General features: G+C 70.1%; 17 protein-coding genes. 7 read left to right on the plus strand and 10 right to left on the minus strand.

The features are described from left to right. Positions 1-32: 32 nt before the first annotated feature. The 3 genes from R1Z03_RS03320 to R1Z03_RS03330 form a co-directional block, all read right to left on the minus strand. Positions 33-3,143 carry a CusA/CzcA family heavy metal efflux RND transporter gene (locus R1Z03_RS03320; protein WP_317356859.1) on the minus strand — a complete coding sequence of 1,037 codons (3,111 nt, stop codon included), beginning with the start codon at positions 3,141-3,143 and terminating at the stop codon, positions 33-35. Continuing rightward, on the minus strand, positions 3,140-4,384 hold the full coding sequence (locus R1Z03_RS03325) for an efflux RND transporter periplasmic adaptor subunit (protein ID WP_317356861.1): 1,245 nt from the start codon (positions 4,382-4,384) through the stop codon (positions 3,140-3,142). Before R1Z03_RS03325 ends, R1Z03_RS03320 begins: the two co-directional genes overlap by 4 nt. A 79-nt stretch (positions 4,385-4,463) precedes the next feature. Next, entirely contained in the window at positions 4,464-5,822 is a 1,359-nt protein-coding gene (locus R1Z03_RS03330) for a TolC family protein (RefSeq protein WP_317356863.1), read from the minus strand. A 112-nt stretch (positions 5,823-5,934) separates the two neighbouring features. On the opposite strand from R1Z03_RS03330, the gene R1Z03_RS03335 reads away from it, so the two are divergent. Together R1Z03_RS03335 and R1Z03_RS03340 are read left to right on the plus strand one after the other, a co-directional pair. Continuing rightward, positions 5,935-6,666: a response regulator transcription factor gene (locus R1Z03_RS03335; RefSeq protein ID WP_317356865.1), complete on the plus strand. Its 732-nt coding sequence runs from the start codon at positions 5,935-5,937 to the stop codon at positions 6,664-6,666. Further along, the gene (locus R1Z03_RS03340; protein WP_317356867.1) at positions 6,663-8,099 is read left to right on the plus strand and encodes a sensor histidine kinase N-terminal domain-containing protein; all 1,437 of its coding nucleotides are present in this window, start codon (positions 6,663-6,665) and stop codon (positions 8,097-8,099) included. The genes R1Z03_RS03335 and R1Z03_RS03340 overlap by 4 nt, the downstream gene beginning before the upstream one ends. A 230-nt stretch (positions 8,100-8,329) precedes the next feature. Here R1Z03_RS03340 and R1Z03_RS03345 read toward each other — a convergent pair whose 3' ends face one another. The 4 genes from R1Z03_RS03345 to R1Z03_RS03360 form a co-directional block, all read right to left on the minus strand. Further along, positions 8,330-8,941: a hypothetical protein gene (locus R1Z03_RS03345; protein ID WP_284397281.1), complete on the minus strand. Its 612-nt coding sequence runs from the start codon at positions 8,939-8,941 to the stop codon at positions 8,330-8,332. Beyond that, positions 8,932-9,309: a hypothetical protein gene (locus tag R1Z03_RS03350; protein WP_284430490.1), complete on the minus strand. Its 378-nt coding sequence runs from the start codon at positions 9,307-9,309 to the stop codon at positions 8,932-8,934. The genes R1Z03_RS03345 and R1Z03_RS03350 overlap by 10 nt, the downstream gene beginning before the upstream one ends. Before the next feature lie 121 nt (positions 9,310-9,430). After that, entirely contained in the window at positions 9,431-9,736 is a 306-nt protein-coding gene (locus tag R1Z03_RS03355) for an NIPSNAP family protein (RefSeq protein ID WP_317356871.1), read from the minus strand. Positions 9,737-9,836: 100 nt separating this feature from the next. Beyond that, the gene (locus R1Z03_RS03360) at positions 9,837-10,961 is read right to left on the minus strand and encodes an alkene reductase (RefSeq protein ID WP_317356873.1); all 1,125 of its coding nucleotides are present in this window, start codon (positions 10,959-10,961) and stop codon (positions 9,837-9,839) included. A 360-nt stretch (positions 10,962-11,321) separates the two neighbouring features. Here R1Z03_RS03360 and tauA point away from each other — a divergent pair, with 360 nt between their 5' ends. Genes tauA through R1Z03_RS03375 form a run of 3 tightly spaced genes read left to right on the plus strand, consistent with a single transcriptional unit; the run spans position 11,322 to position 14,108 of the window. Beyond that, a complete protein-coding gene (tauA, locus tag R1Z03_RS03365) occupies positions 11,322-12,356 on the plus strand; it encodes a taurine ABC transporter substrate-binding protein (protein ID WP_317356875.1) in 1,035 nt (344 codons plus the stop codon). Between the two features lie 40 nt (positions 12,357-12,396). Then, positions 12,397-13,218, plus strand: a complete 822-nt coding sequence (locus R1Z03_RS03370; protein WP_372588265.1) for a taurine ABC transporter ATP-binding protein — start codon at positions 12,397-12,399, stop codon at positions 13,216-13,218. Between the two features lie 20 nt (positions 13,219-13,238). Next, positions 13,239-14,108 (plus strand): ABC transporter permease subunit, encoded by an 870-nt coding sequence (locus R1Z03_RS03375; protein ID WP_317356877.1) that lies wholly within the window; start codon positions 13,239-13,241, stop codon positions 14,106-14,108. 45 nt (positions 14,109-14,153) lie between these two features. Here the strand turns inward: R1Z03_RS03375 and gstA are convergent, their stop codons facing one another. From gstA to R1Z03_RS03390, 3 genes are all read right to left on the minus strand, one after another. Further along, entirely contained in the window at positions 14,154-14,762 is a 609-nt protein-coding gene (gene gstA, locus R1Z03_RS03380; protein ID WP_284397266.1) for a glutathione transferase GstA, read from the minus strand. 39 nt (positions 14,763-14,801) lie between these two features. Continuing rightward, positions 14,802-15,110: a YkgJ family cysteine cluster protein gene (locus R1Z03_RS03385; RefSeq protein WP_317356880.1), complete on the minus strand. Its 309-nt coding sequence runs from the start codon at positions 15,108-15,110 to the stop codon at positions 14,802-14,804. Between the two features lie 85 nt (positions 15,111-15,195). Continuing rightward, positions 15,196-15,792: an NAD(P)H-dependent oxidoreductase gene (locus tag R1Z03_RS03390; RefSeq protein ID WP_317356882.1), complete on the minus strand. Its 597-nt coding sequence runs from the start codon at positions 15,790-15,792 to the stop codon at positions 15,196-15,198. 233 nt (positions 15,793-16,025) lie between these two features. Here R1Z03_RS03390 and mnmG point away from each other — a divergent pair, with 233 nt between their 5' ends. Both mnmG and rsmG read left to right on the plus strand, forming a co-directional pair. Continuing rightward, a complete protein-coding gene (gene mnmG / locus R1Z03_RS03395) occupies positions 16,026-18,032 on the plus strand; it encodes a tRNA uridine-5-carboxymethylaminomethyl(34) synthesis enzyme MnmG (protein ID WP_317356884.1) in 2,007 nt (668 codons plus the stop codon). Then, positions 18,029-18,727 carry a 16S rRNA (guanine(527)-N(7))-methyltransferase RsmG gene (gene rsmG / locus R1Z03_RS03400; protein WP_284430483.1) on the plus strand — a complete coding sequence of 233 codons (699 nt, stop codon included), beginning with the start codon at positions 18,029-18,031 and terminating at the stop codon, positions 18,725-18,727. The genes mnmG and rsmG overlap by 4 nt, the downstream gene beginning before the upstream one ends. The last annotated feature ends 3 nt before the right edge of the window (positions 18,728-18,730 follow it).

The following is an 18,730-nucleotide window of genomic DNA, read 5'->3' on the forward strand; positions in this document are numbered from 1 at the left end:
CCAGCGCCGTGCCGGCGCGGCCGGGGGGCTTCTCAGGTCAACGCCCTGGGGGGCTCGCCGCCGGGCGAGGGTTCACCGGCACGGCCCTTGCGCGGCCCGAACCACGCCACATACAGCGCCGGCAGCACCACCAGCGTCAGCAGCGTCGCCGTCACCAGCCCGCCGATCACCACGATGGCCAGGGGCCGCTGCGTCTCTGAGCCGATCTCGTGCGACAGGGCCATGGGCAGGAGGCCCAGCATGGCGAGCATGGCGGTCATCAGCACCGTGCGCAGGCGCTGCATGGAGCCCTGGCGCACGGCATCGACCACGGCCATGCCGCCCGACTGCAGCTGCTGGAACACCGAGAGCATCACCACCCCGTTGAGCACCGCCTGGCCCGACAGCGCGATGAAGCCGATGGCGGCCGACACCGACAGCGGGATGCCGAACACCCACAGCGCGATGAACCCGCCGATGAGCGCCAGCGGCACGTTGATGAGGATCAGCGAGGCCATCTTGAACGACTTGAAGGCGTCGAACAGCAGCACGAAGATCAGCAGCAGCGAGATGGGCACCACCACCGACAGGCGCTTCATCGCGCGCTCCTGGTTCTCGAACTCGCCCGACCAGTTGACCTGGTAGTTGGACGGGATCTTGACGTTCTTTTCCACGCGGGCCTTCATGTCGGCCACCACCGAGCCCATGTCGCGGCCCGCGATGAAGATGCCGATGGCCGTGGTGCGGCGTCCGGCCTCGCGGGCGATGTTCATGGCGCCCGTGCCCTCGCGGATGTGCACCACGTCGCCCAGCTGCACGTAGCCGCCGTCGGGCGTGGCGATGGGGGTGCGCGGCAGGTTGGAGATCACGCGTTCGTCCTTGGGCAGGCGCACGGCCACGGCGAACTTGCGCTCGCCCTCCCACAGGCTGGTGGCGGCCTTGCCGGCGAGGGCGGCCTCGATCACGTCCTGGATGTCGCCCACGTTCAGGCCGTAGCGCGCGGCGCGGTCGCGGTCGATGTCCAGCAGCAGCTGCGGCACCTGGCCGTCGCGGTCGATCTCGGCGCGGGCCACGCCCTGCACCTGCTTGATCTCGCGTGCGATCTCGTCGGTGATGCGCTTCATCTCCACCAGGTCGTCGCCCGCGAGCTTGATGACGATCTGGCCCTTGATCTGCGAGATCGACTCCAGCACGTTGTCGCGGATGGGCTGCGAGAACGCGGGGTCGATGCCGGGGATGGCCGACAGCGCGCGGCCCATCTCCTCGGTGATCTTCTCGCGCGTCATGCCGGGGCGCCATTGGTCCTCGGGCTTCACGTCCACGAAGATCTCGGCCATGGAGATGGTCTTGGGGTCGGTGCCGTCCTCGGGCTGGCCGGCCTTGGAGACCGTGGTGCGCACCTCGGGCACGCTCAGCAGGGCCTTGCGGGCCATGCGCAGCACGCGCGCCGCCTCGTCGGTGGAGACGTTGGGCGAGAGGGTGAAGTTGACCCAGGTGGTGCCCTCGTCCAGCTCGGGCAGGAACTCCGAGCCCAGGCGCGATGCGGCCACCAGCGCCAGGCCGAACACGGCCAGCGCGATCACCATTACCGTGCGGCGGCGGGCCAGTGCCCAGTCCAGCACCGGGGCGTAGGCGCGCTTGGCGAAGGTGACCACGCGGTTGTCGCCGTGCGGCAGCTTCCTGCGCAGCATCCAGTAGGCCAGCAGCGGCACCAGGGTGAGCGAGAAGATCAGCGAGCCAACGAGCGCGGCCGAGACCGACAGCGCCATGGGCTGGAAGATGCGGCCTTCGTGGCGCTGCAGCGCGAAGATGGGGATGTGCGCCGCGATGATGATGAGCATCGAAAACAGCGTGGGCCGGCCCACTTCGCCGGCGGCCTCGATGATGGTGTCGCGCCGGTCGCGGTCGTCCATGTCCTCGCCGCGCTCGGCCAGGCGGTGCATGATGTTCTCGATCACGATCACCGCGCCGTCCACGATGATGCCGAAGTCCATGGCGCCCAGGCTCAGCAGGTTGGCCGGCACGCCCATGATCTTGAGGCCCATGAAGGTCGAGAGCAGGGCCAGCGGAATGACCACCACCACGGCCAGGCTGGCGCGCAGGTTGGACAGGAAGATGTACAGCACCAGCGCCACCAGCAGCGCGCCTTCCACGAGGTTGTGGAACACGGTGGTGAGCGTCTTGTCCATGAGCCAGGTGCGGTCGTAGAACGGCACGATCTGCACGCCCGGCGGCAGGCCGCGCGCGTTCAGTTCGGCGATGCGGTCCTTCACGCCTTTGAGCACCACGCTCGGGTTCTCGCCCTTGCGCATCACGACGATGCCGGTGACCACGTCGTCGTCCAGGTCCTGGCCGACCACGCCCAGGCGCGGCACGGCGCCGATCTTGACCTGGCCGATGTCGCGGATCAGCACGGGCGTGCCGTTTCGCGAGGCCACCACGATGCGGCCGATGTCGTCGGCCGAGCGCAGCAGGCCCAGCCCGCGGATGGTGTACTGCTGCGCGCCTTGCGCCACGTAGCTGCCGCCGGCGTTGGCGTTGCCCCGGCCCAGCGCGTCCAGCAGGTTCTGGAACGTGACCTTGTACGCGCGCAGCCGGTCCATGTCGGGCTGCACCTCGTACTGCTTGATCGAGCCGCCCATGGCCACCACGTCGGCCACGCCGGGCACCTGGCGCAGCGCGCGCTCCACCGTCCAGTCCTCCACGGTGCGGATGTCGGTGGTCGACAGGCCGTCGCCCTTGAGGCGGTAGCGCATGATCTCGCCCACCGGCGTGGCGTTGGGCGCGATCTCGGCCTGCACGCCGGGCGGCAGGTCGATACTGGACAGCCGCTCGGCCACCTGCTGGCGCACGATGTTCGTGTTGGCCGCGTCGTCGTACGTGACCACGCTGAACGACAGGCCGAACTGCGTGTGCGAGAACACGCGGATCGAATTGGGCAGGCCCGCCAGGGCCGTCTCGATGGGCAGGGTGACCTGCTTTTCGACTTCCTCGGGCGCGCGGCCCGGGTACAGGGCGATCACCGTCACCTGGGTGTCCGTCACGTCGGGAAAGGCCTCGACGGACAGGTTCTTGAACGAGATGAATCCCGCCAGGGCGAACAGCAACGTGCCCAGCACGATGAACAGCGGCTGGTGCAGCGCGTAGTGGATGAGGCGCCTCATGGCTTGGCCGTCCCTTCCGCCTTGCCGCCCGCCGGGCTGGCGGGCGCGCCGGGTACCGGTGCGGGCGCGTCTTCCTCGGCGGCCTGGAACTGGCGGGCCAGCAGCAGCACGTTCTCGGCCACCACCTTCTCGCCGGCTTCCAGCCCGCGGGAGACGACCACCTCGCGCGGGCCTTCGTAGCCCAGCACCACCTTGCGCGGCTCGAACACGCCGGGCTCGCGCTGCACGTACACGGTGTGCTGCGTGCCGTTCAAGGTGACGGCGGCGGCGGGGATGACGACCCCACTCTCGCGGCTTTCCTGCACGTGCACGGTGGCCAGCATCTCGGCCTTCAGGCGCCGGTCGGCATTGGGCACCACGCCGCGCACCTTGAGCGTGCGCGTGCCGGGATCGATCGCGTCGGCTGCGGCGGTCACGCGGCCGGTGAAGGTGGCCTCGGGGTAGGCCGGCACCTGCAGCGTGAAGCTGTCGCCTGGGCGCAGCGAGGCCAGGTCGCCCTCGCGCGCGTCGATCTGCACCCACAGCGAGGCGGGGTCGGTCACCACGAACAGCGCCGGGTTGCCGGGGCCGGACTGGTCGGGCCGCACCTCCTGGCCGGGATTGAGGTTGCGCTCCACCACCACGCCCGCCATGCCGGCCGTGAGCGCGAGCTGCTGGTTCACGGCGTTGCCGCCGCCGTAGAGACTGGTGCGCGCGGCGGCGCGGGCCACTTCGGCCTGGGCGCGCGCGGCGTCGGCCTCGGCCTGCTCCAGGTCCTTGCGGGCCACGATGCCGGCTTCGAACAGTTCACGCTGGCGGCGCAGGCCCTGCTGGGCGAACGACTGGTCGGCGCGGGCCTTGGCCGTGTCCGCCTGGGCCTGGCCGAAGTCGGGCGAGGCCAGCAGCGCCAGCGGTGCGCCCGCCTTGACCGACTGGCCCAGATCGGCGCGGATGGCCGTGACGCGGCCGGCGAACGCGGGGTACACGCGCTGGGTGCGTTCCTCGTTCCACACCAGGCGTGCGGGCAGGTCGACGGCGATGTCCTTGCTGGCGCGCGCGGGGGCCACGGTCAGCAGCGCCAGCTGCGGATGGCCGGGCGGAAAGCGCAGCTGCCCTGATTGGGCGATGGGCGGTGCGGCTTCCGGCGCCGCGGCGGGTTCGGCGGCCTTGCTGCAGCCTTGCAGCAGCGCGCCGCCGCCCAGGGCGAGGACGAGCAGGCCGCAGGTGGTCAGGCGCGGTAGGGAGAGGGCAGGGTGCACCATGGTGGACTTCGCGATACGAGAGGTGGAAGGGGAACGGCAGGGCATGGATTGGCGTGGCTGGACTTGGGGCGGGGGGCGTTCAGGGCAGGCTGCCCAGCAGGGTTTGCGGCTGCGTGCGCAGCAGCCAGGCGCCCTGGGCCTTGGCATAGTCGACACGGGCCGAGAGCGCCTCCAGCGCCGTGGCGCGCAGGGTGCGCTGGGCGTCCAGCAGGTCGGTCAGCGGCATGGCGCCCTTGCGGTACGCCAGCTCGGCGCTCTGCGCCACCTGGCGGGCGCGCGGCAGCACGCCTTCGTCGTAGCTGGCGGCGCGGCGCGCGGCGCTCAGCGCGGCCTGCTGCAGGTGCTGCAGGTCCAAAAGGGCCAGGCGGCGCGTGTTGTCCAGTGCGTCCTGCGCGCGGGTCAGCTCGGCCTGGGCGCGGCCGATCTCGCCCTGGAACTGGTAGCCCCATTGCAGTGGGATCTGCACGCGCACTTCCAGCAGGCGGTTGGAGGTGCCGGGGTAGTGGTCCACCGAGGCCCCCACCGTCCAATCGGACTTGCGCAGGGCGCTGGCGTTGTCCAGCGCCGCCTGGGCGGACTGCACGCGGGCGATGGCGGCGCGCACGTCGGCGCGTGCCTCGGCCCAGGCGCCCAGATCGCCGCCGCCGTCCAGCGGGCCGCTGCCGGGGGCCGCGCCCGAGGCGGCGGCCGGGGGCAGGGCGGGCCAGTCGGTGCCGCCGGCCTGCACTGCCAGGCTGCTGGCCGTGACCTGCGCCAGCGCCAGCGCGGCCTGCTCCTGCAGCTGCGAGGCGGCCTGCGTGTCGGCGCGGGCGCGCTCGGCCTCGATGCGGGTGCGCGACGCATCCTGCGCGGACAGGTCGCCCGCCTTCACGCGGCGGTCGGCCAGGCGGGCCAGCTCGGCCACGCTGCGTTCGATCTCGGCGGTTTCGCGCACGCGCTCCTGCGCGGCCAGCAGGTCGTAGTAGGCGGCCAGCGCGGCCTGCAGCTGCTGGGTCTGCGTGTCTTCCACATCCGCCTGGGCCGCGTCGGCGGCGCGCTGGGCGGCCTGTGTGCGCAGCTCGCGCTTGTTGCCGCGCTCCCAGGTCCAGTCGATGCCCACCGACTTGTCGATGCGCTTGCGCGTGAGCACGTTGCCGGGCCCCAGGCCGTGCTGCAGGTCCATGGAGGTGGCCTTGGAGCTGAACACCGGCAAGGGGGCATGGTCGGCGCTCAGCACGTCGGCGCGCGCCGCGGCCAGGGCCTGGCGGGACTGGATCACGTCGCTGTTGTCGCGGGCGGCGGCCAGGGCCTGCGCCAACGTCCACTGCGGCGCCAGGGGGGCAGCGGCAGGGACCGTGGCGACGGGTGCCGCGGGGCTGTCGGAGGCGCGGGTCTGGCTCCAGCCCGGCAGTGCGCAGGCCAGGGCGCAAAGGAGGATGCAGGGGTGTCGTATGCTCATGCCGCGTTTATCGGCGGGGGTGCCTGACCGCTACCTGACCTCGGGACTGCGGAAACTGCGTACCCCTCGCCCCGGCGCACCGCACAGCCGCCCAACAACCCAGCCCCAACCCATGCGAATCCTGGTCGTGGAAGACGATGACGTGCTGCGCGGCGTGATGCTGCGCAGCCTGACCGATGCGGGCCACCGCGTGGATGCCGCTGCCAGCGTGGCCGAGGCGCACCACTTCTGGAGCGTGCAGCCCTTCGATGCCGTGCTGCTGGACCTGAACCTGCCGCAGGGCGGCCCGCCAGGCGGCGCCCTCGCCAGCGCAACGGCCAGCGCAATGGCCAGCGGCCTCACGGTGTTGCGTGCGGCGCGGGCCCGGGGCGACCGCACGCCGGTGCTGGTGCTCACCGCGCGCGACCGCACCGAGGAGCGCATCGCCGGCCTGGACGCCGGCGCCGACGACTACCTGGGCAAGCCCTTCGATCTGGCCGAGGTGGAGGCCCGCCTGCGTGCCCTGGCCCGGCGCACGCTGGGCGCGGACGACCGTGCCGCCGTCGGCGCCCTGGTGCTGGACCGCCGGGCGCGCCGCTTCACCCTGCACGGCGCGCCGGCCGAACTGCCCGCGCGCGAATTCGAGGTGCTGTGGGAGCTGATGACGCCGCCCGGGCGCGTGGTGAGCAAGCGCACCCTGTCGGACAAGCTCTCCGACTTCGACGAGGCCCTGGGCGACAACGCGCTGGAGGCCTTCATCTCCCGCCTGCGCAAGAAGCTGCAGGGCAGCGGCGCGGGCATCCGCACGCTGCGCGGCCTGGGCTACATGGTGGAGCCCGAGGCGGGCGGGCCCGGCGCGCCATGACCGCCATCCATCCCCCCTCGCCCCCGCCGGCGCCTGCGCAGCGCGAGCCCCGCTCGCTGCAGGCGCGGCTGCTGCGCCACGTGCTGGTGCCGCTGGGCCTGACGTGGCTGGTGGGCACGGCCGGCTCGGTGCTGCTGGCCAATGCCTTCACCCAGCGCGCGTTTGACCGCTCACTGCTCGACGATGCCTACGCGGTGGCCGCCAACGTGCGCGCCAAGGGCGACGCGCTCGATTTCGCGCTCACCTCGCGCGAGGTCAAGGCCGTGCTGTTCGATCAGGTGGAGACGGTGTACTTCGCGGTGCTGCGACCCGATGGCTCCATGCTGGCGGGCAATGCCGGCGGCCTGCCCGTGCCCCCGCCGCGCGGCGACGAGGCCTACCGGTTCTCCGACATCCAGTTCCATGGCCGGGCGCTGCGCGCGGTGCGGCTGGATGTGCGCGAGCCCCTGCCGTTCGAGGTCGTCACCGCGCAGACCGTGCACAGCCGCAGCGCCATGCTGCGCAGCGTGCTGCTGTACTCGGGCGTGTCGCAACTGCTGCTGCTGGTGGCGCTGGCCGTGTGGCTGCGCCGCGCCATCCAGCGCGACCTGCAGCCCCTGGCCGCGTTCCAGCAGGCGCTGGACCGGCGCGACGCGCGCGACCTGGCGCCCGTGCCCGTGGAGGCCTCCACCCGCGACGTGCAGCACCTGGGCGCCGCGGTGAACGACCTGCTCGCCCGCGTGGCCCAGGGGGTGCGCGCGCAGCGCGAGTTCGCCGGCAACGTGGCGCACGAACTGCGCACCCCGCTGGCGGGCATCCGCGCGCTGGCGGGCTACGGCTTGGCCCACAGGGACCCCGCCGTGTGGCGCGAGCAGCTGGCCGGCATTGCCGACAGCGAGGCCCGCGCCAGCCACCTGGTGGACCAGCTGCTCGCGCTGGCCCTGGCCGACGAGGCCCGCGGCGCCATGCCCCGCCAGCCCGTGGCCCTGGACGAGCTGGCGCGCGACGCCGTGCTGCGCTTTCTGCCTCGCGCCGATGCGGCGGGCGTGGACCTGGGCGCCACCGGCCTGGACCAACCCGTGGTCGTGCAGGGCCAGCCGCTGCTCATCGAGGGGGTGCTGGGCAACCTGATCGACAATGCCCTGCGCTACGGCCGCCCGGGCACCGGCACGCGGCCCCGCGTGACCGTGGAAATCTCGCGCGAGGCCACGGTCGATGGCCGCGAAGCCACCGTGCTGGCCGTGGTCGACAACGGCCCGGGCCTGTCGGCCGCGCAGCGCACCAACCTTCTGCAGCGCTGGGCCCAGGGCCGCGAGGGCGAGCGCCTGGGGCAGGGCGCGGGCCTGGGCCTCGCCATCGTGGCGCGCTACGCCGAACTGCTGGGCGTGCGCCTGGCGCTGGAGCCTGGGCCGCAGGGCGAAGGCCTTTGCGTGCGACTGGTGTTCGCTGGGTGAGTGCAGTGCCCGCGTCGGCGGGGAACGAAAGACATCGCGTTGGAACATTTGGCGGTTTCCAACAGCATCTGGTGGAACACGAGGGCCACGCCGTCTTTCATGGTGCCGCTCCAGTTCAATTGGACATTGGCGAACCGGAAGAACGGTTCGATCATGGCTTTGAGTTCCTCGCGCAATTTTGGTGAGTGCAGCGGCTGTGCCGGGATGCGCGCAGCCTCCACCCCTACGGATCAGGGAAACTTGACCACTTTCAGATGCGACATCAGTTGCCTGAACAGCGCGGGCGACAAGCGCCCGGACACCATGTAGTAGTGCTCGGGATCGGGGGTGAAGATGTACAGAAGATCCCGGCTGGGCTCTATGTCCTGGATGCGGATGGCGGTGATGGGGCCCTTGGAAAACTTCTCGTAGCGCACTGAATTCGCAACGCCCTCGACCTTGCGGGCCCGGTCGATCACGGGATCGCCCAAATTGGCCTGCCCCAGCAATTCGTAGAACGCCAGCGGTGTCTGGATGCCATGCTTTTCCAGCACGCCGAGCTTCTGGTAAAGCTCTTGCAGTTTGGTGAACTCCTTCAGTTGAATTAGGGGGCCGTCAAGCAAGCCATTTTCAGTGGGCGCGAAAGCGATGAAAGGGTCGCCCGCCGGCGGTACGAAGAACTTGCCCACCAGATGCTGGGGAACTTTCAGTTCCAGCCACCCGTACTGCAAGGCCACGCATCCGGAGCAACGCTGGTAGGGTGGCCAATCGCGGTCTTCCAGCATGCCCTTCTCGCTGGCGAAGGCGGGGCCGGCCAGCGATGCATGCAGCAGTGCGCAGAAAAGAAGCGGCTTCAGGCGCATGGCATGAACATCAGGGCCGCGATGCCCATGGATGCCATTTCAAAAGGGGAGCGGAAATTGCCAATGGCTTTTCTGGCACAAGCCAAGTTGAATTTGTTCTCGATGTTCCGGTAGCCCATGGCTGCCAATTGGGTGGCAAGCCATAGCACGGAAGGGGGCCCTCCTGCGGGGCGGGGAACGAAAGACATCGCGTTGGAACATTTGGCGGTTGCCAACAGCATCTGGTGGAAAACCAGGGCCACGCCGTCGTTGACGGTGCCGTCCCAGTTCAATTGGACATTAGCGAACCGGAAGAACGATTCGATCATCGCCCTGAGTTCATCCTGCGATTTTTCAGCAGCGTCGCCCTTGGGAACGGCGTTGGACATGGAAAACCTTCCTTTGACTGCGTTTGAATTCTGTCAAGCGGAACGAAATATAAATAGGTTTGGATGCACGCAGTCTTCAAAATTGCAAAATGACGTAACTAAATATCAAGCTTCGCACCCATCATTTGAAGACGGGCCGGAAGAAGCTGCGCTCGTAGCTCAGGATGCAGCGCGTTTCCTGCGCGTAGCGGAAGGCGGCGAGGCATTCCGGGTCCTGCATCGACTGCGCGCGGTAGGTCTCGTACGCCGCCAGCGAGGGAAAGGTGAACAGCGCCAGCGCGATGTTGTTCGCGCCTTCGGACGGCAGGAAATAGCCGTGGTGCTGGCCGCCGAATTTCTCCACCAGCGGGATCCAGAGCTTGCCGTAGTGCTCGAATTCGGCGAGCTGGTGGGGGTCGATGACGTAGCGCAGGTAGCAGGTGACCATGGGGAAGGTGCCGTGAAAAAAAGGGGGACGAAAAAAAGCCCGCCGGGCCTTCGGAGCCGTGGCGGGCCGTGCCAGCGGGCACTTTACGCTGCGGCGCGCGTCAGGCGGCCTTTTCCGCCAGCGTGGGGTAGTCGGTGTAGCCCTTCTCGCCGCCGCCGTAGAACGTGCTTTGGTCCCATGCGTTGAGCGGTGCGTTCTGGCGCAGGCGCTCGACCAGGTCCGGGTTGGAGATGAAGGGCTTGCCGAAGGCGACGATGTCGGCATCGCCGCTGGCCACCGCCTGGGTGGCGAGGGCGCCGTCGTAGGCGTTGTTCACCATCCACGCGCCCTTGCCGCCGGCCGCGCGGTAGGCGGCCTTGAGCGCGGCGTAGTCGAAGGGGCGGCCTTCCACTTCGCGCGGACCGCCGGTGGCGCCTTCGATCACATGGATGTAGGCCAGGTCCAATGGTGCGAGCTGGCGGATCACGTAGTCGAACAGGGGCTGCGGGTCGGCATCGGCGATGTCGTTGGCCGGCGTCACGGGCGACAGGCGGATGCCCACCTTGCCGCCGCCGATGGCATCGACCGCGGCGCGCGTGGCCTCCAGCAGCAGGCGGGCGCGGTTTTCGATGCTGCCGCCGTAGTCGTCCGTGCGCTGGTTGGCGCCGGTCTTGAGGAACTGGTCCAGCAGGTAGCCGTTGGCCCCGTGGATCTCCACGCCGTCGAAGCCCGCCGTCTCGACCGCGTTGCGCGCGGCGGCGGCGTAGTCGTGCACGATGCCGGGCAGCTCGCCCGCATCGAGCGCGCGGGGCTCGGACGTGGGCACGAACTGGCCCTTGCCGGTCGCGCGGTCCACCAGGTAGGTCTTGGACTTGGCGGTGATGGCCGATGGGGCCACGGGCTTGCCGCCGTCCGGCTGCAGGTCGTTGTGCGAGATGCGGCCCACGTGCCACAGCTGGGTCACGATCTTGCCGCCGCGTGCGTGCACGGCCTCGGTCACGCGCTTCCAGCCATCGAGCTGCTCGGTGCCGTACAGGCCCGGCACGTCGGCATAGCCCTGGCCCTGGTGGCTGATGGCGGTGGCTTCGGTGATGAGCAGGCCGGCGGTGGCGCGCTGGGCGTAGTAGGTGGCCGTGATGTCCTTCGGGATGGCCTCGGGCGAGCGGTTGCGCGTGAGCGGCGCCATGGCGATGCGGTTGGCCAGGTGCAGATCGCCGGCCTGGACCGGATCGAAGAGAGTCGTCATGACAGGGTGCTTTCTTTGGAGGGACAGGAAAAAACGGGGCCTGGGCTCCGGGGTGGCACGGGGCCGGGCCCGTTCCAAGCCAGGGACACGAACTTACCGCCATTTCCGGAAGGCTGCAGTGCACTGGCGACCCCAAGGATTTGCCGACTGTGCTAGCGGCGGCGCCCCCCGCGCGCCGCAGGCGTGCGGCAGCGCGCTGATGCGTTTTCCGGATATCGATGCGCGAAACGGGCGCATGCCGCGCGGGGGCCGGTTCCTAGAATTTTGCGCAAGGGCCCATCGACGGCCCGGCCCGCGCACCCTGCGCCCCAGGGGCTGCCCGTTGCGGGTGCCCCTCTCTTTTGCTCCAAGGAACCCCCCATGCAATCCCCGTTCTCCGCCACCCGCAGGGCCGCCGTGCGCGGCCTTTCCGCCCTGCTGGGCGCCACCTTGTTCTGCGCGGCGGCCGGGGCGCAGGGCAAGAAGGAGGTGGTGATCGGCTACCAGGACATGGTCGTGCCGTGGCGCTATGCGCAGGAGACCCGGGAGGTCGAAAAGCGCACGGGCTACCAGGTCACCTACCGCAAGCTGGGCAGCGGGGCCGAGGTGGTGCGCGCACTGGCCTCCGGTGCGATCCACATCGGCGAGGCGGGGTCTTCGCCGTTCGCCTCGGCGCTGTCGCAGGGCGTGCCCATCGAGGTGTTCTGGATCCTGGACGACATCCATGAGGCCGAGGCCCTGGTGGCCCGCAACGGCTCGGGCGTGAAGCAGCTGGCGGACTTGAAGGGCAAGAAGATCGGCCTGCCGTTCGTCTCGACCACGCACTTCCACACGCTGGTGGCGCTGCAGGCGGCGGGCGTGGACCCCAAGGGCGTGAAGATCGTGAACCTGCGCCCGCCCGAGATCCTGGCGGCGTGGGAGCGCGGCGACATCGACGCCACGTTCGTGTGGGACCCGGTGCTGGCCAAGGCCAAGCAAAGCGGCACGGTGATCGCCACCTCGGGCCAGATCGCCGCGCAGACCGGCAAGGCCACGTTCGACGCGCTGGCCGTGTCCAGGCCATTCGCGCGCGAGCACGATGCCTTCCTGACCCAGTTCGTGCAGGTGCTGGCCGATGCCGACCGCGCGTACACGGCCCAGAAGGCCGCCTGGACGGCCGATTCGCCCCAGGTCCAGGCGGTGGCGAAGTGGACCGGCGCCGAGGCGCCCACGGTGCCTGCCAGCCTGGCGCTGTATGCCTTCGTGCCGCCGGCCGAGCAGGCCTCGCCGAAATGGCTGGGCGGCGGCGCGCAGTCGGTGGCGGCGCAGTCGCTGGCCGCCACGGCCGCCTTCCTGAAAGAGCAGGGCACCATCCAGGCCGTGCTGCCGGACTATTCGGTGGGCGTGAACCCCACCTGGGTGCAGCGTGCGAAGTAGCCCGCCGGCCGCGGGCGAAGACCCTGCGGCCTTGCCACCCGTGGTCCATGGCGCGGGCGATCTGGTCATCCGCGGCCTGAGCGTGCGCTACGCCGGGGCGCGCGGGGCCGCGCCGGTGCTGGCGCTCGCCGGCGTGGATCTGGACATCGCCGCGGGCGAATTCGTCGTCGCCCTGGGCGCATCGGGCTGCGGCAAGACCACGCTGCTCAACTGCATCGCCGGATTCACGCCGGCCTCGGCGGGACATATCGCGCTGGGCGGGCGCGTGGTGCGCGGGCCGGGGGCCGAGCGCGGCGTGGTGTTCCAAAAGCATGCGCTGATGCCCTGGCTCAACGTGATCGACAACGTGGCGCTGGGCCTGCGGCTGCGCGGTGTTCCACGTGGAACGCGCCGGACGGTGGCGGCCGAGACACTGGCCCTGGTGGGGCTGGAGGCGTTCGCCCAGGCGCCCGTGTGGCAGCTGTCGGGCGGCATGCAGCAGCGCGTTGGCATTGCCCGCGTGCTGGCTAGCGACCCGGACGTGATGCTGATGGACGAGCCGCTGGGCGCGCTCGACGCCTTCACGCGCGAATCGCTGCAGGAACTGGTGCTGCGGCTGTGGCAGCGCACGGGCAAGACCATTTTCTTCATCACCCACGACGTGGAGGAGGCGCTGTTCCTCGCCTCTCGCCTGGTGGTGATGTCGCCCCGCCCGGGCCGCATCGTGCGCGAGCAGGCCCTGGCGTTCAACCGCGCCCACCTGGGCGGCCAGGCGGCGCGCGCGGTGAAATCCAGCCCGGACTTCATCGCCTGGCGCGAGCGCGTGCTGGACTGGGTGGGACCGCAGGCCGGGGTGCCCGGGCCGGTGGGGGCGGGGGCATGAGTGGGGGAATGGGTGGGGGAATGGGTCAACCGGCGGCTCCGCAGGACGCGGCGCTGCGGCCCCCCGTCCCGGAGCCTGATCCGGCCACGGTGCGCCCCGTGTCGCCCTTCCTGCGCCCCGGTGCGGGCAGCAGCCGGGCCTTGAGCGCCCTGTGCGTCGTGGCGCTGCTGGCCCTGTGGTGGGCCGCCACGCACTGGCGCTGGGTGCCGCCGCTGTTCCTGCCGGCGCCGAGCGCCGTGGCGCGGGCGTTCTTCGATGCCTGGCACGGGCGGATCCAGGGTGGCGAGCCGCTGTGGGTGCACCTGCAGTGGAGCGCCCTGCGCGTGTTCGGCGCGTTCGCGCTGGCCGCGGTGACGGCCGTGCCCGTGGGCATCGCCATGGGGGTGAGCCGCATCGCGCGCGGGGTGTTCGACCCGCCGATCGAGTTCTACCGGCCCCTGCCGCCCCTGGCCTACCTGCCGCTCATCGTGATCTGGCTGGGCATCGACGAGGCGTCGAAGGTGCTGCTGATCTACCTGGCGTGCTTTGCGCCCATCGCCCTGGCGGCCAAGGCCGGCGTGCGCAGCGCCAGCACCGAGCAGCTCAATGCCGCGGCTTCGCTGGGCGCTAGCCGCCTGCAGGTGGTGTGGCATGTGGTGGTGCCGGCGGCGCTGCCGGAGATCCTGGTAGGCCTGCGCATCGCCCTGGGCTTCGGCTGGACGACGCTGGTGGCGGCCGAGATGGTGGCCGCCACCGTGGGCGTGGGGCAGATGGTGCTCAACGCCTCGAACTTCCTGCGCACCGACCTGGTGGTGATGGGCATTCTGGTGATCGGCCTGGTGGCCTGGTCCTTCGACCTGGCCGTGCGCTGGGCCGAGGCGCGGCTGGTGCCGTGGAAGGGGCGTGCCTGAATCCAGGCACCGAAGGCACGCCCGACCCCCGGCCGTTGGTCTGGCTTACTTGAGCAGGCCTTCGGCCTTGAGGGCCGCCTGCACCGCAGGGCGGGCGCCCACGCGGGCGTGGTGGGCCGACAGGTGGGTCAGGTGGGATGTGTCCAGGCCCACCACCTTGCCCCAGCCGACGACGGTGAACAGGTAGCCGTCGGCCACCGAGAAATGCTCGCCCATGAGCCATTCCTTGCCGTCGAGCTGGCTGTCCACCCACTGCAGGCGCGACAGGAGCTTTTCGCGCACGGTGGTCTTGTATTCCTCGGGCGTGGACGAACCGAATAGCGGGCTGAAGCCCTTGTGCAGTTCGGTGCCGATGAAGGTCAGCCATTCCTGCAGGCGGTAGCGGGCCAGGGTGCCATTGGCGGGGGCCAGGTTCTTGAGGGGGGCCTGGTCGGCGATGTATTGCACGATGGCCGGGCCTTCGCGCAGGCGGGTGCCGTCGTCCAGCTCCAGCAGGGGCACGTAGCCCAGCGGGTTGATCGTGTAGTAGTCCGTGCCGTCCTGCAGCTTGTGGCTCTTGGTGCTGGCCAGCACGGGGGTGAAGGCCAGGCCCGCTTCGTGCAGGGCGATGTGGGGGGAGAGCGAGCAGGCGCCGGGGCTGTAGTAGAGCTTCATGGATGACCCGAAGGTATGGTGTTGGACAAGCTCTGCATGCTAGCTGGAAGCGGCCGGGGCCGCTGAAGGCCGGGGCGCCGGGCGCGTGACCGCCTCCAGCTGGCCCAGGTAGTGCAGGGCGTGGGCCCGGTCCGGACCGCACATGGCCGGCTCGGGCTGCAGCGAGCCGCACACGGCCGGGCGCTCCGGGTGGCCGAAGATGCGGCAGCGCTGCGCATCGTCCAGCTGGATGCAGCGCACGCCGGCCGGCTTGCCCTGGGGCATGCCGGGGATCGGGCTGGTGATCGAGGGGGCCGTGCAGCAGGCGCCGCAGCCGGGCCGGCAAACCGTCACGACTGCATCTGCCATTGGTTTGCTATCGAAATAATAGCTAAATGCCCTAGTGGATATTGCGGTGCGGCACCGTTCGGGCCATATCCCTGGGTGGCCTGCCTCAAGCGGGCAGGCCCGGAATGGCCAGCCGGTCGGCCGCCCACAGCACCTGGTCCACCACGGCGCGCACGCGCTGGCGGTGCGGCTCGTGTGCCAGGGCGCCCTGGTCGTCCAGGGCGCTGGCCGCCAGGCCCAGGGCAAAGGCCTGCGGGGCCACCCAGCACTCCAGGTTGATGAGCAGGGGGGCCAGGTGGCTCTGCGAGCGCAGGCCGCCCAGGCCGCCGTTGGAGGCGCTCAGCATGCCCACCACCTTGCCGCGGAAGGGTCGGGTGCCATCGCTCCACACCGGGTGGCCGGCCACGGGGCTGGAGGCCCAGTCGATGGTGTTCTTGAGCAGGGCGGTGTAGCTGCCGTTGTACTCGGGCGAGCAGATGATCCAGCCCGGGTGGGCATCCAGCGCGGCCTTCAGGCGCAGCACGTCGGGCGGGGTGCCGGCGGCTTCCAGGTCGGCGTTGTACATGGGGATGTCGAAGTCCGACAGTTCGAGCAGCGTCACATCGGCCCCGGCATCGCGCGCGATGTCGGCGGTGGCGCGGGCGAGACGGCGGTTGAACGATTGCTGGCGGGTACTGCCCGCGAAGACGAGGAGTTTTTGCATGGCCGCGATTGAAGCACACCGGCGGGGCAGGAAACCTGCAAGAAACCCGTTGTTGCAAGGCACCTGTTCCACGTGAAACAGCACCGGTGGCAGGGGCGGGCCCGAAGTGGGAAAATCACGGGTTTTCCAGCCTGCCAGGGCCGGCCTTCGGCGCCGTTCCTGCCGGGCACGCCCCGCGCCCTGCGGCGGCGATCGAATCGATGAACGGCCCCGCGGGGCCCCGGAGCAGTCCCATGTTGTACCCCCAGGAATTTGATGTCATCGTCGTCGGTGGCGGCCATGCCGGCACCGAGGCCGCGCTGGCCGCCGCGCGCATGGGCCAGCGCACGCTGCTGCTCACGCACAACATCGAGACGCTGGGGCAGATGAGCTGCAACCCCTCCATCGGCGGCATCGGCAAGGGCCATCTGGTCAAGGAAGTGGATGCGCTGGGCGGTGCCATGGCGCTGGCCACGGACGAGGGTGGCATCCAGTTCCGCATCCTCAACAGTTCCAAGGGCCCGGCCGTGCGGGCCACGCGCGCGCAGGCCGACCGCATCCTGTACAAGGCCGCCATCCGCCGCATGCTGGAGAACCAGCCCAACCTGTGGCTGTTCCAGCAGGCGGTGGACGATCTGATGGTGGAGGGCGACCGCGTGGTGGGCGCCGTCACGCAGGTGGGCCTGCGGTTTCGCAGCCGCACCGTGGTGCTCACGGCCGGCACCTTCCTGGACGGCAAGATCCATGTGGGCCTGAACAACTACGCCGCCGGCCGGGCGGGCGACCCGCCGGCCGCCAGCCTGTCGGCCCGCTTGAAGGAACTGAAGCTGCCGCAGGGGCGCCTGAAGACCGGCACGCCGCCGCGCATCGACGGCCGCAGCATCGACTTTTCCCAATGCGAGGAGCAGCCCGGCGACGGCATGCCCGGCGGCGTGAACGAGGGCACGGTGCCGGTGTTCAGCTTCATGGCGCATGCGCACGGCGGGGCGGCGATGCACCCGCGCCAGGTGCCGTGCTGGATGACCCACACCAACGAGCGCACGCACGACATCATCCGCAGCGGCTTCGACCGCAGCCCGATGTTCACCGGCAAGATCGAGGGCGTCGGCCCGCGCTACTGCCCTAGCGTGGAAGACAAGATCAACCGGTTCGCCGACAAGGACAGCCACCAGATCTTCCTGGAGCCCGAAGGCCTGACCACGCACGAGTTCTACCCCAACGGCATCAGCACCAGCCTGCCATTCGACATCCAGTACGACCTGGTGCGCAGCATGGCGGGGCTGCAGAATGCGCACATCCTGCGCCCCGGCTACGCCATCGAGTACGACTACTTCGACCCGCGCTCGCTCAAGAGCACGTTCGAGACGCGCCAGGTACAAGGCCTGTTCTTCGCCGGTCAGATCAACGGCACCACGGGCTACGAAGAGGCCGCGGCGCAGGGGTTGTTCGCCGGCATCAATGCCGCGCTGCAGTGCCGCCAGATCAAGGGCGAGGCCAACGATTTCGGCGGCGCCTGGCTGCCGCGGCGGGACGAGGCCTACCTGGGTGTGATGGTGGACGACCTCATCACCAAGGGGGTGACCGAGCCCTACCGCATGTTCACCAGTCGGGCCGAGTTCCGCCTGCAGCTGCGCGAGGACAACGCGGACATGCGCTTGACCGAGGCCGGTCGTCAGCTGGGCCTGGTGGACGATGCGCGGTGGGATGCCTTCAGCCGCAAGCGCGATGCGGTTTCACGTGAAACAGAGCGTCTCAAGGCCACCTGGGTGAACCCCCGCAGCCTGCCGGCCGAGGAGTCGGCGCGGGTGCTGGGCAAAGCCATCGAGCACGAATACAACCTGTTCGACCTGTTGCGACGTCCGGAAGTGGACTACGCCACGCTCATGGGCATGGACGGTGGCCGGCTGGCGTCGCCGGACGTTTCACGTGAAACACTCGGTGAGCTGGCCGACCCGGTGGTGGAGCAGGTGGAGATCGCCGCCAAATACTCCGGCTACATCGACCGACAAAAGGACGAAGTGCAGCGCGCCGCCCATTTCGAAACCCTGCGCCTGCCCGCCGAGTTGGACTATCTTCAGGTGCCGGCCCTGTCCATCGAGGTGCGCCAGAAGCTGCAGAAGCACCGTCCGGAAACCCTGGGCCAGGCCTCGCGCATCTCGGGCGTGACGCCCGCCGCGATCTCGCTGCTGCTGGTGCATTTGAAGAAGGGCGGTTTCAAGGGCTTCAGCGCCACGCCTGCCACAGCCGAGGTGCCCGCATGACCGCGCAGGCGTTGCAGGACACGCTGGCCGAAGGCGCGCAGGCCCTGGGGCTGGGGCTCGGCAGCGCACAGATCGGCCAGTTGATGGATTTCCTGGCGCTGCTGCAGAAGTGGAACAAGGTCTACAACCTGACGGCCGTGCGCGACCCGCAGGAGATGCTCACCCACCACCTGCTGGACAGCCTGGCGGCGGTGCCGCCGCTGCGCCGCCAGCTGGCGCAGGTGCCGGCGGACCTGGATGCCAACCCCGCGCTGCCGCCCCGGCTGCTGGACGTGGGCTCGGGCGGCGGGTTGCCTGGCGTGGTGTTCGCCATCTGCTGCCCGGGCCTGGACGTGAGTTGCGTGGACACCGTGGCCAAGAAGGCGGCGTTCATCCAGCAGGCCGCCGTGACGCTGCGCCTGCCCAACCTGCACGGCATCCACGCCCGGGTCGAGACCCTGGCCGGGCCGTACGATCTGGTGAGCTGCCGCGCCTTCGCCTCGCTGCCGGACTTCACCACCTGGTCGAGCGGCGCCATGGCAGGGCACGCCGTATGGCTGGCCATGAAGGGCAAGCGGCCCGATGACGAGATCGCCGCGCTGCCGGCGGGCGTGCAGGTGTTTCACGTGGAACCTCTCGCCGTGCCCGGCCTGGATGCCGAGCGCTGCATCGTCTGGATGCGGCGCCCGGCGGGTGCGCCGCCGGCCGTCGCTTAAACT

Origin of the sequence: Acidovorax sp. BLS4 (assembly GCF_032929295.1) — a bacterium.
Classification (GTDB): domain Bacteria; phylum Pseudomonadota; class Gammaproteobacteria; order Burkholderiales; family Burkholderiaceae_C; genus Paracidovorax.